At 28.3% G+C, this 13,935-nt stretch carries 20 protein-coding genes; 6 read left to right on the top strand and 14 right to left on the bottom strand.

Going from position 1 to position 13,935, the window contains the following annotated elements:
• Positions 1-45 precede the first annotated feature (45 nt).
• Both B9N70_RS06270 and B9N70_RS06265 read left to right on the top strand, forming a co-directional pair.
• Entirely contained in the window at positions 46-2,136 is a 2,091-nt protein-coding gene (locus B9N70_RS06270) for a DNA translocase FtsK (protein ID WP_085114941.1), read from the top strand.
• Between the two features lie 155 nt (positions 2,137-2,291).
• Positions 2,292-2,687 carry an outer-membrane lipoprotein carrier protein LolA gene (locus B9N70_RS06265; protein WP_231909386.1) on the top strand — a complete coding sequence of 132 codons (396 nt, stop codon included), beginning with the start codon at positions 2,292-2,294 and terminating at the stop codon, positions 2,685-2,687.
• Here the strand turns inward: B9N70_RS06265 and B9N70_RS06260 are convergent.
• Genes B9N70_RS06260 through hisB form a run of 7 tightly spaced genes read right to left on the bottom strand, consistent with a single transcriptional unit; the run spans position 2,684 to position 6,520 of the window.
• Positions 2,684-3,190: a GNAT family N-acetyltransferase gene (locus B9N70_RS06260; RefSeq protein ID WP_085114939.1), complete on the bottom strand. Its 507-nt coding sequence runs from the start codon at positions 3,188-3,190 to the stop codon at positions 2,684-2,686. The two genes, B9N70_RS06265 and B9N70_RS06260, sit on opposite strands and share 4 nt — an antisense overlap.
• The gene (locus B9N70_RS06255) at positions 3,187-3,552 is read right to left on the bottom strand and encodes an HIT domain-containing protein (RefSeq protein WP_085114938.1); all 366 of its coding nucleotides are present in this window, start codon (positions 3,550-3,552) and stop codon (positions 3,187-3,189) included. Before B9N70_RS06255 ends, B9N70_RS06260 begins: the two co-directional genes overlap by 4 nt.
• Positions 3,549-3,821, bottom strand: a complete 273-nt coding sequence (hisE, locus tag B9N70_RS06250; protein ID WP_085114937.1) for a phosphoribosyl-ATP diphosphatase — start codon at positions 3,819-3,821, stop codon at positions 3,549-3,551. Before hisE ends, B9N70_RS06255 begins: the two co-directional genes overlap by 4 nt.
• Position 3,822: 1 nt before the next feature.
• Positions 3,823-4,578, bottom strand: coding sequence for an imidazole glycerol phosphate synthase subunit HisF (gene hisF / locus B9N70_RS06245; RefSeq protein WP_085114936.1), 756 nt, complete (start codon positions 4,576-4,578; stop codon positions 3,823-3,825).
• Positions 4,571-5,296: a 1-(5-phosphoribosyl)-5-[(5-phosphoribosylamino)methylideneamino]imidazole-4-carboxamide isomerase gene (hisA, locus tag B9N70_RS06240; RefSeq protein ID WP_085114935.1), complete on the bottom strand. Its 726-nt coding sequence runs from the start codon at positions 5,294-5,296 to the stop codon at positions 4,571-4,573. The genes hisF and hisA overlap by 8 nt, the downstream gene beginning before the upstream one ends.
• Before the next feature lies 1 nt (position 5,297).
• Positions 5,298-5,924, bottom strand: a complete 627-nt coding sequence (hisH, locus tag B9N70_RS06235; RefSeq protein WP_085114934.1) for an imidazole glycerol phosphate synthase subunit HisH — start codon at positions 5,922-5,924, stop codon at positions 5,298-5,300.
• A gap of 5 nt (positions 5,925-5,929) precedes the next feature.
• Positions 5,930-6,520 carry an imidazoleglycerol-phosphate dehydratase HisB gene (gene hisB / locus B9N70_RS06230; RefSeq protein ID WP_085114933.1) on the bottom strand — a complete coding sequence of 197 codons (591 nt, stop codon included), beginning with the start codon at positions 6,518-6,520 and terminating at the stop codon, positions 5,930-5,932.
• Between the two features lie 88 nt (positions 6,521-6,608).
• Between hisB and hslV the strand changes: the two genes are divergently transcribed.
• Both hslV and hslU read left to right on the top strand, forming a co-directional pair.
• A complete protein-coding gene (hslV, locus tag B9N70_RS06225; RefSeq protein ID WP_085114932.1) occupies positions 6,609-7,124 on the top strand; it encodes an ATP-dependent protease subunit HslV in 516 nt (171 codons plus the stop codon).
• The gene (gene hslU / locus B9N70_RS06220) at positions 7,124-8,491 is read left to right on the top strand and encodes an ATP-dependent protease ATPase subunit HslU (RefSeq protein WP_085114931.1); all 1,368 of its coding nucleotides are present in this window, start codon (positions 7,124-7,126) and stop codon (positions 8,489-8,491) included. The genes hslV and hslU overlap by 1 nt, the downstream gene beginning before the upstream one ends.
• Here the strand turns inward: hslU and B9N70_RS06215 are convergent.
• Positions 8,486-8,899 (bottom strand): Smr/MutS family protein, encoded by a 414-nt coding sequence (locus tag B9N70_RS06215; protein WP_085114930.1) that lies wholly within the window; start codon positions 8,897-8,899, stop codon positions 8,486-8,488. The genes hslU and B9N70_RS06215 overlap by 6 nt on opposite strands.
• The gene (locus B9N70_RS06210) at positions 8,900-9,496 is read right to left on the bottom strand and encodes a Tim44/TimA family putative adaptor protein (protein WP_085114929.1); all 597 of its coding nucleotides are present in this window, start codon (positions 9,494-9,496) and stop codon (positions 8,900-8,902) included.
• Between the two features lie 57 nt (positions 9,497-9,553).
• Between B9N70_RS06210 and B9N70_RS06205 the strand changes: the two genes are divergently transcribed.
• Both B9N70_RS06205 and B9N70_RS06200 read left to right on the top strand, forming a co-directional pair.
• The gene (locus tag B9N70_RS06205; protein WP_085114928.1) at positions 9,554-9,976 is read left to right on the top strand and encodes an FxsA family protein; all 423 of its coding nucleotides are present in this window, start codon (positions 9,554-9,556) and stop codon (positions 9,974-9,976) included.
• Entirely contained in the window at positions 9,960-10,382 is a 423-nt protein-coding gene (locus B9N70_RS06200; RefSeq protein ID WP_085114927.1) for a protein-export chaperone SecB, read from the top strand. Before B9N70_RS06205 ends, B9N70_RS06200 begins: the two co-directional genes overlap by 17 nt.
• On the opposite strand, the gene dnaQ is transcribed toward B9N70_RS06200, so the two are convergent.
• From dnaQ to B9N70_RS06175, 5 genes are read right to left on the bottom strand one after another with little or no spacing between them, the layout of a single operon-like run.
• Positions 10,375-11,040 (bottom strand): DNA polymerase III subunit epsilon, encoded by a 666-nt coding sequence (gene dnaQ, locus B9N70_RS06195; RefSeq protein WP_085114926.1) that lies wholly within the window; start codon positions 11,038-11,040, stop codon positions 10,375-10,377. The two genes, B9N70_RS06200 and dnaQ, sit on opposite strands and share 8 nt — an antisense overlap.
• Complete coding sequence (gene coaE / locus B9N70_RS06190) at positions 11,040-11,609, bottom strand: dephospho-CoA kinase (protein WP_085114925.1); 570 nt, start codon at positions 11,607-11,609, stop codon at positions 11,040-11,042. Before coaE ends, dnaQ begins: the two co-directional genes overlap by 1 nt.
• Positions 11,602-12,399, bottom strand: a complete 798-nt coding sequence (gene aroE / locus B9N70_RS06185) for a shikimate dehydrogenase (RefSeq protein ID WP_085114924.1) — start codon at positions 12,397-12,399, stop codon at positions 11,602-11,604. Before aroE ends, coaE begins: the two co-directional genes overlap by 8 nt.
• The gene (locus B9N70_RS06180; protein WP_085115139.1) at positions 12,399-12,986 is read right to left on the bottom strand and encodes a Maf family protein; all 588 of its coding nucleotides are present in this window, start codon (positions 12,984-12,986) and stop codon (positions 12,399-12,401) included. Before B9N70_RS06180 ends, aroE begins: the two co-directional genes overlap by 1 nt.
• The gene (locus B9N70_RS06175; RefSeq protein WP_085114923.1) at positions 12,976-13,803 is read right to left on the bottom strand and encodes a pyruvate, water dikinase regulatory protein; all 828 of its coding nucleotides are present in this window, start codon (positions 13,801-13,803) and stop codon (positions 12,976-12,978) included. Before B9N70_RS06175 ends, B9N70_RS06180 begins: the two co-directional genes overlap by 11 nt.
• Between the last annotated feature and the right edge of the window lie 132 nt (positions 13,804-13,935).

The raw sequence follows: 13,935 nt of genomic DNA, 5'->3' as shown, positions 1-13,935 counted from the left end.
CAATAAAAATTAGATGATACAAAGTGTTATATTTGATTCATCAAAATGAATATTAAAAAAATAGCTAACGATACTCTTCGTTTTATAATTAATAGAATAATTGAAATTGTAGGTGTGTCTATTTCTTTAATTGGAGTTTTGCTTTTCTTAGCCCTAATTTCATACTCGCCGAGTGATCCTAATTTTATATTTCCAGAAAACACTGAAATTCAAAATATTTTAGGCTTTAAGGGTAGCTATATTTCCGATTTATTTTTTCAGTCAATTGGAGCAATATCTTATTTGATCTCAATTACATTACTGATAACTGGAGTAAATATTTTTAATAGTAAAGATGTGTTTTTAATTATAGAAAATATTTTTTTTTCTATTTTTTACTGTGTTTTTGGATCTTTATTTTTTGATTTTTTTTATCAAAATACTTTCGAACTATATATTAATGGCAACGGAGGATTTGTAGGTCAATACTTAGGTCAAACCTTTCTTTTAAATCTTATAAATATCCAAACTTCAGTATCTTATTTCATTCTTTTACTTCTAATTTTAGCTTTTTTTTTAATAAGCATCAATTTTAGTTCAAAAGGATTTTGGAATTTTATAAAAAAGATTATCAAATTTATCAAAAAAGATAAAAGCAAACCTTATACTGATAGAAGTGAAGTTATTAGTGAATATATTCCTCAAGAAGAGATTAAAAATTTAATTCAAGAAGATCTTCCATTCATAAAAGCTGAAAAAATAAAAGAAAATGAAAAAACTAAATTTAAATTGCCTGGATTAGATTTATTAAAAAAACCAACAAAACAAGAAAGAGAAAACTCAAATAAAGAAGAAACTAGTGATCCTGCTTTTCTTGAAAAAATTTTGCTAGATTTTGGTGTGAATGGCAACATTAAAAAAGTAAGCCATGGACCTGTTGTGACTTTAAATGAGTTTGAACCAGCTGCTGGGGTTAAAGTATCGAAGATAATTAATTTATCTGATGACATAGCAAGAAATACAAGTTCAGAGTCTGCAAGAATTGCTACAATACCTGGAAGCAATACTGTGGGTATTGAGCTTCCAAATTCTTCTAGAGAAAATGTTTATTTAAGTGAAATTTTAGACAAATCTGATTTTAAAAAAAGAGAAATTAAACTTCCAATAGCTCTCGGGAAAAATATTTCAGGTACACCTATTGTTGGTGATCTGGCCTCAATGCCCCACTTACTTATAGCAGGAACAACTGGTTCTGGTAAATCAGTATGCATCAATACTATAATTTTATCACTTCTTTACAGACATACTCCAGAAAAATGTAAATTTATTTTAATAGATCCTAAAATGTTAGAATTATCTACTTATGAAGGAATTCCACATTTGTTGTGCCCTGTAATCACTGAAGCTAAAAAAGCTGCTTCAGTTCTTGGCTGGGTTGTTAAAGAAATGGAAAGCAGATACCGATTAATGACAAAAGAAGGTGTTAGAAACATAGATGGCTATAATGCAAAACATAAATTGCCAATGCCATATATTGTAGTTGTGGTAGATGAAATGTCAGATTTAATGCTGGTTGCGGGTAAAGAAATAGAAAATTACATTCAAAAATTATCACAAATGGCAAGGGCAGCTGGAATTCATATTATTATGGCTACACAAAGACCAAGTGTAGATGTAATTACTGGAACAATTAAAGCTAATTTTCCTACAAGGATATCATTTCAAGTAACTTCAAAAATAGATAGTAGAACAATATTAGGAGAACAAGGAGCTGAGCAACTTCTTGGTAAGGGTGATATGCTTTATATGTCCTCAGCCAATAGAATTCTTAGAATTCACGCTCCTTTTGTGTCTGATGTTGAAATAGAGAAAATTAACAATTTTTTAAGATCTCAAGCAGAGCCAGATTATGTTGATGAAATCTTAAACTTTGCTGATGAAAAAGAAATTGGTGATGGCTCTAAAAGTAGTGGTGAGAAAGACGAACTATACCAAAGTGCTTTAGAAATTATTAAATCTGAGGGAAAAGCTTCAACATCATTTTTGCAGAGAAAACTTCAAATCGGATACAACAGAGCTGCTAGAATTATTGACATGATGGAAGAAGATGGAATTGTTAGTAAAGCAAATCATGTTGGTAAAAGAGACGTTCTTTAATGAAAAAAATTTTGTTAATTTTTTTCATTATAAATTTTAATAATCTTAGTTTCGGATCAATAAAAGAAAATATAATAAATAACTTACAGAATATTTATAATTTAAGTTTCAACTTTGAGCAAAATATAAATGGCAAAATAGAAAAGGGAAATTGTATGATTGAGTATCCGAAAAAAATATTTTGTAACTATGATAATACAAATAATAAGATTTTAGTTTCAAATGGTAGATCTCTTGTGATTAAAACTAAAAGTGGTAGCTACTATAGATATTCTCTTAAAAAAACACCATTAAATTACATTCTTGATAAAAATTTTTTAATTAATGAAATTCAAAACCTTGAAGAAAGAATTATTGATAATGAATTTATAAATTTTAAAATTTTAAAAGAAGATAATGAAATAAATATTTTTTTTAATAATACCAACTATAATCTTGTAGGTTGGCAAACATTAGATATATACCAAAACTTAAGTATTACATACATCTCTTCACTTAAAACTAATCAACAATTAAAAAGTAATATCTTTAAATTACCAGATTCTAATTAAACTTTAATAGTTTCCTTTTTATAAATCTTCATTCCTCTAGCCATATAATTTTTCAAAGCATTTTTGTGATCTAAAGTGCATGTGTGAACCCAAACTCTCTCAATATCTTTTTTTAAGAAAGACTTTTTTATTGCTTCAGAAAGAAGATATCCGCCTAGCTTTTTATTATGATATTCTTCAAGGAGACCAAAATAAGCTATTTCGATTTCTTTAAGATTTAAGTGTTTTATTAACTCAAAATATCCTGCAAGATCATTTTCAATTTTCAAAATGTATGTTTCAATATTTGCACTTGAGACATATCTAATCCATTCATTTTCTGACCAAATAAGACGGTCTATCCATCTATGCTTGTTTCCAACATTCTTATAGAAAAATTTATTTAGTTGGAAATCAACGGGTTCTACCAACTCAATAGAATGGTTGATTTGAGGAACTTTACTCTCAATTAACGCTTCAATCGATTTAATTTCTAAAAAATTTCTTTCAACGATTTGTGTCACTCAACCATTTTTCCAACTTTTTCACCTCCAAATAAATGGAAATGTAAATGAGGAACTTCTTGACCGCCATCCTCGCTTATATTCGCCAATGCCCTATAGCCCATGCCAACTTCTGTTGAAATACCTAATTTTTTGGCAACAATATTTATTCCTTTTAATAATCCAACCATTTCTTCAGGGGAGGCGTTTAAACTAAAATCATCTAAATCAGTATATTTACCTTTCGGAATTACAAGCGCATGAATTTTTTTTTGAGGGTTAATATCATAGAATGACAAAATAAATTTATCTTCGTAAATCTTATTACAAGGTATTTCCTCACGTAAAATTTTAGCAAAAATATTATTATCGTCGTAACTCATTTTTTTCTTGTTTCTAATTCTGACATTACATCTTCAATTTTTATATCATTAGCTTCTAAATACATTAACAAATGATAAAAAACATCTGCTGCTTCATGAATCTTGTTTGTATTCTCTTCAACAGCTTCGATTAACTCATCAACTTCCTCCAAAACTTTTGCTTTACTTAAAGATTTATCAGAAAGTAATTTGTTTGTATAAGAGCCTTCAACAGGAGATGATTTTCTATCTCTTGCAAGTTTAATTAGATTTTCTAAAGTATTAAGCATTTTAAATTCTAACAGGTATTCCCTTTGAATCCAAATATTGCTTAGCTTCTTTAACTGAGTGTTTGCCATAGTGAAATATAGATGCTGCTAAAACTGCACTTGCATTACCTAATTTAATACCATCAACTAAGTGATCTAAATTTCCTACTCCTCCAGAAGCTATTACTGGGATATTTACTAGTGAGGCGATGTTTGACATTAACTCATTATCATAACCAACTTGTGTTCCATCTCTATCCATAGAAGTTACTAAAAGCTCTCCTGCTCCACTATTTTCCATTTTTTTCGCAAATTCTAATGCATCAATTCCTGTATAATTTCTTCCACCATGGGTAAAAATTTCCCATTTATCATTTTTCTTTTTTGCATCAATTGCAACTACAATACATTGTGAGCCAAATTTTTTAGAACTTTCTTCGATTACTTTTGGATTTTCCACTGCAGCAGTGTTAATTGAAACTTTATCAGCGCCACAATTTAATAGCTTATTGATATCCTCAACATTTCTAACTCCACCACCGACAGTTAAAGGTACAAAACATTTTTTTGAAGTTCTTTCTACAACATCAAAAATAGTATCTCTATTTTCATTTGAGGCTGTGATGTCTAAAAAACAAATTTCATCAGCGCCACCGTCTGAATAAATTTTAGCTTGTTCCACAGGGTCACCTGCATCTTTCAAATCCACAAAATTAATTCCTTTTACAACACGACCATTTTTAACATCTAAACAAGGTATTATTCTATTTTTAAGCATTTAATTCGTTTGCTAATTCGTCTAATTTAATGTCGCCATCATAAATAGCTTTTCCAACTATAATTCCCTCAATATTTTGATTATTCAATTCTTTGGCTTTCTTAATGTCATTTATTGATGAAACTCCACCAGATATAATTACAGGACAATTTGATGTACTTGCAACCTTTATAGTCTCTTCAAAGTTAGGGCTTTGTTTCATTCCATCTCTGTTAATATCAGTATAAATCAGCCTGCTAGCGCCATATTCGTTTACTTCTCTTAAATAATCTAAAGTTAATTTATTAGAATTTTCTTTCCATCCAGACACTGATAAATATCCATCTTTTGCATCTAAACCTAAAGCAATTTTACTAGGAAATTTTTCACAAGCTTCTTTTAAAAAATTTCTATCTTTTATAGCAGCACTGCCTAAAATAACTTTTTCAACACCAGCATCTGCATATCTCTGAATACTTTCAAAACTTCTAACCCCACCACCAATTTCAATTTTGATATTAAATTTACTTACAATTTTCTCAATGATATCTAAATTAACTGTTTCCCCTGTTAGGGCTCCGTCTAAATCAACTATGTGTAAATTTTTAAAACCATGGTCTTTATATTTGCCAGCTTGATTAACTGGAGACATTTTATATTCAGTTTTATTATTAAAATCTCCTTTGACTAGCCTTACACATTTTTTATCTTTAATATCTATCGCAGGAAATATTTTCATTTTATAAATTTAAAAAATTTTCAATTATTTTTAATCCTAGTTTATCACTCTTCTCTGGATGAAACTGTGTTCCAAATATATTTTCCTTTTCAATAGAACAAACAATATTTGATGAATAGTTAGTTGTTGATGAAATTACGTCCTTATCTTTAGGAATAAATTCATAACTATGAACAAAATACATGTGAGATTTATCTTTAATTTCTTTAAAAATCCTACTTTCTTTGACCATATTTAATTCATTCCAACCAATATGAGGAAGTTTAAATTTTCCGTTTTGATTGTCAATTTTTGATACCCTTCCTTTAATCCAACCTAAACCTTTAGTCTCTATTTCCTCATAGCCAACATCAGCAAACATTTGAAGACCAACACAAATTCCTAGCAGAGGCTTTTTATTGATTATTGTAAATTCATTTAAAGTATCCACTAGACCATCAATGTTATTAAGTGCATCAACACAGCTTTTAAAAGAGCCTTGACCTGGTAGAACTATTTTATCAGTGGATTTAATCTTATCTAAGTTAGAAGTAACTTCTATCTTAATTTTTTCTTTGGCAACTTCTTTAAAAGAATTGATTACTGAGCTTATATTACCCGAATTATAATCAACAATTGTAACATTCATTAAACTTATAATGAGCCTTTGGTAGATGGAATACTTTTTTTATTTCGTGGATCCATCTCTAGAGCTGCTCTTAAAGATCTTGCTAAACCTTTGTAGCAAGACTCAATGATATGATGACTATTATCTCCATATATATTTTCTACGTGCAGTGTAATTCCAGCTGATTGAGAAAAAGCTTGAAACCATTCTTTGAAAAGTTCCGTGTCCATTTCGCCAAGCTTTTCTACTTTGACTTTTACTTTCCAAATTAAATAAGGTCTGTTTGATACATCTACCGCAACCCGAGTTAAAGTTTCATCCATTGGTATCATTGCATGTGCATACCTTTTTATCCCAACAAATTTTTTAGCAGCTTTTTTAAGTGCCTCTCCAATTGCGATCCCTGTATCTTCTGTTGTGTGATGAAGATCAATATGCGTATCTCCTTTTGCTTTAACTTTAAGATCAATTAAAGAATGCTTTGATAATTGTTCTAGCATGTGATCTAAAAAACCAATGCCTGTATCAATTTTATATTGACCTTTTCCATCAATATTAACCTCAACGCTAATGCTTGTTTCTTTAGTTTTTCTGGATACTTTTCCTTTTCTAGCCATATATTTCAAAGGTATACATAGATAATCTCAGTATATCAATATTAGTATCTACACTTGAAGAATATTAATTAGTAACCATCTAACATCAATGACTACAATAGTATTAGTAAGAAAAAATAATGAAGTAGTAGTTGCCGGTGACGGGCAAGTAAGTATGGGCAATACTGTTGTTAAGAGCACAGCTTCAAAAGTTAGAAAAATTGAAAAAAGAGATGTAGTTGCAGGGTTTGCAGGTTCAACTGCTGATGCTTTAACTTTATTTGAAAGACTAGAAGCTAAAATAGAAAAGCATGCAGGGAATTTATCAAGAGCTGCTGTCGAACTAGCAAAAGATTGGCGAACAGATAAATATTTAAGAAGATTAGAAGCTTTAATGGCAATTGGCGATAAGGAAAATAGTTATATTATTTCAGGTACAGGAGATGTTTTGGAGCCTGAAGGAGATATTATTGGAATTGGTTCTGGTGGAAATTATGCTTTAGCAGCTGGAAAGGTTTTGCTTGAAACTGACATGAGCGCAGAAGAAATTGCAAAAAAAGCAATTAAAGTTGCTTCTGAAATATGTGTTTTCACCAATGACAATATTAAAGTATTAAAAATATAATGGAAAAATCGAACGTAACCCCTTTAATTCCAAAAGAAAAGAAAGAACAAAGTTCACTTGTAAGTTCTTTGTCTCCTAGAGAAATTGTTTCAGAATTAGATAGATTTGTTGTTGGTCAAAATAAAGCAAAAAAAGCTGTCGCAGTTGCTTTAAGAAATAGATGGAGAAGACAAGCACTTGAGGGTGAAATGAAGAATGAGGTTTTGCCAAAAAATATCTTAATGATTGGTCCAACTGGAGTTGGAAAAACTGAGATTTCAAGACGACTATCTAAACTTGCGGAAGCACCATTTGTTAAAGTTGAGGCAACAAAATTTACTGAGGTTGGTTATGTTGGAAGAGATGTTGAGCAAATAGTAAGAGATTTAATTGAGATAGCGATCTCAATGGAAAAAGTAAAAAGAAGAAAAGAAGTTTTTGCTCAAGCACAAAAGGCGGCTGAGGAAAAAGTTTTAGATGCCTTAGTTGGTAAAAAAGCAAGCTTAGCTACTAGAGAAAGTTTTAGAACAAGACTGAGAAATGGTGATTTAGATAATAACGAGATAGAAATTGCTGTTAGTGATACTGGATCTGGTGGCACTTCATTTGAAATTCCCGGAATGCCTGGCGCAAATGTTGGAATGATAAACATTGGTGAAATCATGGGTAAATCTATGGGTGCAAAAGAGAAGAAAAAGAAAATGACTGTAAAAGAGTCTCATGAAATTTTAATCAATGATGAGTCAGACAAATTGATTGAGCAAGATAAAATTGTGAAAGCAGCAAAATTATCCACAGAAAATAATGGAATTGTTTTTCTTGATGAAATAGACAAGATATCTGCAAGAACAGACAGGGTTGGAGGTGATGTATCAAGAGAAGGTGTGCAAAGAGATTTATTGCCTTTGATTGAAGGGACAACTGTAAATACCAAGCATGGTCCGATTAAAACAGATCATATATTATTTATAGCTTCAGGTGCCTTCCAGCTTGCAAAACCCTCGGATTTACTACCAGAGCTTCAAGGACGGCTACCTATCAGAGTAGAATTGGAGGCTCTTACAAGTGAAGATTTTAAAAGAATTTTAAAAGAACCTGACTTTAGTTTGATCAAGCAATATGTGGCCTTATTAAAAACAGAAAATGTCGATTTAGAATTTTCAGATGATGGAATAGATACAATTGCAAAAATAGCTTCTGAGGTCAATGCGACAGTTGAAAATATAGGAGCACGAAGACTTCACACCATCATAGAAAAAATATTAGACGATATTAGTTTTACTGCAACTGATAGAGCTGGAGAAAAAATTATTATTAATAAAGAATATATAAATAAGAATTTAGATAACTTAGTGAAAGATACAGATCTATCAAAATTTATTCTATAATTTTTTTCTTAAGAAAATATAAAAAGCCCCTGCACCACCATCTTCAATTTTTGCATCTTTTATTTCAATAATTTTTTTCATTAATTCCTCATTATTTTCAATATATTCCGGGACAGAATATTTTAGAATACTAAGATCTTTAGAAACATATGGATCTTTTTCGACATTTGAATGAAGTCCTTTTCCTGTTACGACTATAATTTTTGAAACATTATTTTGATGACAATCTTCAATAAAATTTCTGATTGTAATATTAGCTTGTTCTAAAGTAAAACCATGAAGATCTATATGTTTAGTCTTTAGTGTTTTTTTCTTACTAAATTTAAAATCTTTGTTTGGTAATTTTTCATCACTAGATAAAAACTCTTCCCAATCTTTCTTATCTTTATCTGAAATATTATTTTTCAATTAAGTTAAAGTATCAACTAATTGCCAGTTTGGATTTCTTGATGTTGTATCTCTTGAAAATACCCACGTATCATATATCTTTTTAATTTTTTCAGGATCTCCTGAAATAACTTTTTTATTTTTATCTTTAATACAAGTTATTACTTCGCTCACAAAATCTACTGTTACATTTAAAATCTTATCTATTTTTTTATGTTCTTTAATTTTCGCTGAATTTACACCGATAAATGTTATTTCAGCAAAATGCCCTCTTTTATTTCTTTCTTGCAAAGCTTCTTCAAATTGATCGTAGATTTTTTTACTTAACAAAGGTTTACTTGCGATAAGCTTATTATCATTATCACTAAAATCAGTGATAATTGTTTCGTAAGCAATTTTTGCACCTTTTAAAAATTCTTTTTGAGATTCTTCGTCAAAGGTATCTTTAATAGTAGCTTTTTTTTCTGTTTGAATGTTATTTAATACTTTTTCAAACTGGGATGGTGCTTTTCCTTCAAATCCAGTTCTTTTACCTAAAATCCCTCTTAATCTTAAAAAGATAAAACCAGCAATCATTGCAAGAAGTATTATATCGATGTACTCAAAACTATAATTCATGATGAGAATGTAATTACTAAGTTGATTAATTTCAACTAACAATTACATTAAAGACAAATGAACCCAGTTTTATTATCAATAATTTTAATTCCAATTTTAGAGATATACTTATTTATTAAAATTGGGTCACAAATTGGCGCTTTTAATGCTATTTTACTAATATTCATTACTGCATTCATTGGAATTTATTACGCGAAGTATGAGGGATTAAACACAATTAGGTCTGGATTTTTACAAATTGTTAAAAATCAAACACCTGCTTATGAAATTATATCAGGTGCTGCAATAGCTTTTGCTGCTATCCTTCTTATTCTTCCAGGATTTGCCACTGATTTTTTAGGATTTTTATTAATCTTTCCATTAACAAGAAAATTAATTTTTGGAAATATTTCAAATAAGTTTAAAAAGAATGAGCCGAAAAATAATTTTATTGATGGTGAATACGAAGATATAGAGGACGACAATGACAGAAAAATTTAAAATCTTAGCAAAATATATAAAAGATTTATCAAGTGAGACACCCGATATAGAAACATTTTTATTTGTTAAAGATAATATTTCAAAATATCAGCTGAATATTGATATCACATCTAAAGCTTTAAAAAATAAATTAATAGAAGTTAACACAACATTAAAATTTGAAGATAAAGAGGCTAATGAAAAAAAATCATACTTTGAAATAGTCTATGCATCTATAATTAAAGTTGATGAAGATGTTAAGGAAAAGAAAGATTTGGAAAGAATAATCTTATGTGATGTGCCTACAAAAATTTATCCTGACTTAGAAAATGCATTTCTAAATCTTATCCATAACTCTGGGCATCCATCAATAAAGTTGGAAAAAAAAATTGATTTTAATAAACTATATAACGAAAGATTTAATTAAAAAAATTTTTCTTTAAGTCTTTTCTTAAAAATTCTTTATGTTTTTTTAGTTCTTCAGGTGTTGGTTTAACAATTTTTTTGAAATACAAAATCTTACCTTTATCCATTGTATGTGTGATTTTATCCTCTTGATGAAAGTCTAAAGTAGGTTCTTTTTGATCAATAAGATTTATGTAAACTTTTGCAAGTAAATCACAGTCAATTAAAGCTGTATGCTGAACTCTTTTAGAGTTATCTATACGATATCTCTTACACAAAGCATCAAGACTTATAGAAGAACCTGGAAATTTATCTCTTGCTAGAGTTAAGGTGTCAATTACTTCATTATCAATCTCATTTTTACCTAACAATTTAAGTTCATGATTTAAATGCGCAATATCAAACTCGGCATTATGTATTACTAATTTTTTACTATCAATAAAGTTTAAAAAATCATCTACAACTTCATTAAATTTTTTTTGCTTAGATAAAAAATCATCAGAGTACCCATGCACTTCAAACGCTTTTTCGGAAACTTTTCTCTCAGGATTTAGATAACAATGAAATTTGTTTTTTGTTGGTATTAAATTATCTAGTTCGATACAACCAATTTCTACTATTCTATGACCATCCTTAACAGATATACCGGTTGTTTCTGTATCTAGTATAATTTCTTTCATTATAAAATTTTAGTTAGTATATGTTTAACATTTTTACGAGCAGAGTCTTTTTTAAAATTATTTTTAATAACATAATCTGATCTATTTTTTTTAAAATTTAGTGGTAATTGAAGTTTTTTTAGTTTTTGAAAAACTGAGTTATTAAAATTTTTTCTTTTTTTAATTCTTTTTAACCTCTCTTTTTGAGAAGAATGAATATAAACAATTACATCTTTTTTTTTATTTAAATTATTTTCTAACAATAATGGTATATCTAATACTATTGCCTTTTTATTATTATGTTTTTTTAGAAATTTTTTAAGTTCTTTTCTAACTTCTGGATGAACGATTTTTGAAATAATCTTTATATTGTTCTTATTTTGTAAAATAGCTTTTATAAGTTCTACTTTTTTTATAGGTGGGGTTAAAAAGAATTTAGGTAATTTTTTTTTAAGTTTATAAAAAATTTTATCATTAGAGGAATAAATTCTGCTTACTACTTTATCAGCATTGAAAACTGGATATCCAAATAAATTTGAAATATATGTTTTTCCAGATCCTATACCACCAACAACAGCTATTCTAATCATTGTATAAATATCTAATTAATTTTTCATCAATCTTGGGTGTTATATTGTGCCATAAATTAAAGGCTTTTTGAGCTTGATATAGAAACATATCTCTCCCATTAATTATTTTATGACCTTTTTTTTCAGCGTTTAGTAAAAAACTTGTTTTTGGTGGGTTGTAAATAACATCGTAAAAAAATTTCTTTCCTTTCAAATTATCAAAACTTAGATCAAGACTTCCACCATCTTTCAAACCAACGCTGGTTGAGTTTATAAATAAATCACAATCTATAATTTTTCCCCATTCAATAACTTCTATAAAATCAAATTTTTCTTTAATTAAATTTGCATTTTTTAAAGTTCTATTTGAAACATAAATTTTTTTAACTTTTAACTTATAAAGAGCAAGAATAATTGATGGTACGACTCCACCAGCTCCAAAAATGAATGCTTCTTTATTTTTTAATTCTATTTTTTTATTTAATATAGATTTTTCAAATCCATAAATATCAGTATTATCGCCATGAATTTTGCCATCTTTATTAAAAATTGTATTAACAGAATTAGTTATTTTTGCTTTCTCTGATAAAGTTTCTATAAAAGAAATTACAGTTTGTTTGTAGGGCACGGTTACATTCATGCCATGAATTTCGTTTGTCTTTATTTTTTGAATTATTGCTTCAATTTCATTTTCTTTAATTAAACCCTTGTCATATTCACCATCAATATTATTTTCTTGAAACCAATAATTATGAATTCTTGGTGATAAAGAGTGAGAGATTGGATTTCCTATAATTAGATGTTTTTTCATTAAGCAAAATTTTTTAAATATTCTTTTATTTTTTTAACTGGAAGACCCATGATTGTATCTCTATTTCCATTAATTTTTGAAAACAAAGATTTTCCAAGACCTTCAATTTGATAAACATTATAAGCATATAGCGCCTCATCACTAATTTTAGATAGATATTCTTCTAATTCGGTTATACTAAATTTTTTCATAACTAGTTCTGCTTTATCAGTAAAATTCCAAATCATACTTCCACCCATTGAAATGCAAACTGAACTTATTAAACTATGTGTTTTGCCATTTAAAGATTTCAGAATATCAAGAGCTTGACTTCTATTCGCTGGTTTAGAAATTACTTTTCCGTCTAAATCAATAACACTATCAGCCCCTATAACAAGTTCGTTAAGAAATTTATTGCTAACTTTATTAGCCTTTAATTCAGCTAAATTTTTGGATATTGTCTCTGGGGACGCTTTCTCTTTTGTTAATGAAATTTTAACAATATCTTCATCTACATTTGATGGGAAAACCTCGCAATCTATACCATAATTTTTTAAAATATCTTTTCTAACTTTACTCTTAGAAGCCAATATTATTTTAGGCATTATTTTTGCTATAAATTTCGTAAATTTTGATAATAGATGCAGCTGTTTCTTCAACAGATTTTCTTGTTACATCTATGCTTGGCCACCCATATTTTTTAAATGTTTTTTTTGCTTCATCTATTTCTTTTTGAATATTATCTAAGTTTGTATATTTTTTATTATCTGTCTCTTTTAATGAATTCATTCTATTTTTTCTTATATCGACAAGCCTTTCTGCTTCTGTGTTTAAACCAATAACACAGCTAAGTTTTGGATTGTCCTTTAAAATTTTAGGTATAGAATTTTCATTCACAAGTGGAATATTTGAAGTTTTGTATCCCTTGTTGGCTAAATAAATTGATGTGGGTGTTTTACTTGTTCTGCTAACACCTAATAAGATTATGTCAGATTTTCCTACTTCATTAACTAAGTTTCCATCATCATGACTCATTGTAAATTGTATTGCTTCTATTCGTTGATAATATTCTTCATTGAGTACGTGTTGACCGCTTGGTTCGTGAGATGCCTTCTGATTTAATAATTTAGAGAAGCTTAATATTAAATTTCCTAAAACACCAAAACAAGGTAAACCTTTATCTTCACTTTGGTTCGCTAAAAATTTAGCAAGGTTGTTATCTACAATCGTATACAAAATTATTGAATTTGTATTTTTTTTTGCATTTTCTAAAATTTTTGAGATTTGATTTTGAGTTCGTGTAAATGAATATGAATGAACTCTATACTCAATGTTATTAAATTGAGCTTTTAATGCTAAAAAAATTCTATCTAAAGTTTCGCCAGTCGAATCTGAAATTAAATATATTTGATAAGTATTACTCATGTATAAAATGTTAATGAATTTGTATAATTTTTTCGTTTTTTATCATTTTAAAATACGTAAAATTTTTTTTGTAAATAGTGTTATTTATTAACAATAATAAATATATGAATAAAGTTATACATTGTTATTAAT

This window comes from Candidatus Pelagibacter sp. HIMB1321 (genome assembly GCF_900177485.1).
In the GTDB taxonomy this organism is placed as follows: domain Bacteria; phylum Pseudomonadota; class Alphaproteobacteria; order Pelagibacterales; family Pelagibacteraceae; genus Pelagibacter.
This window is presented reverse-complemented; position numbering and strand designations above follow the sequence as displayed.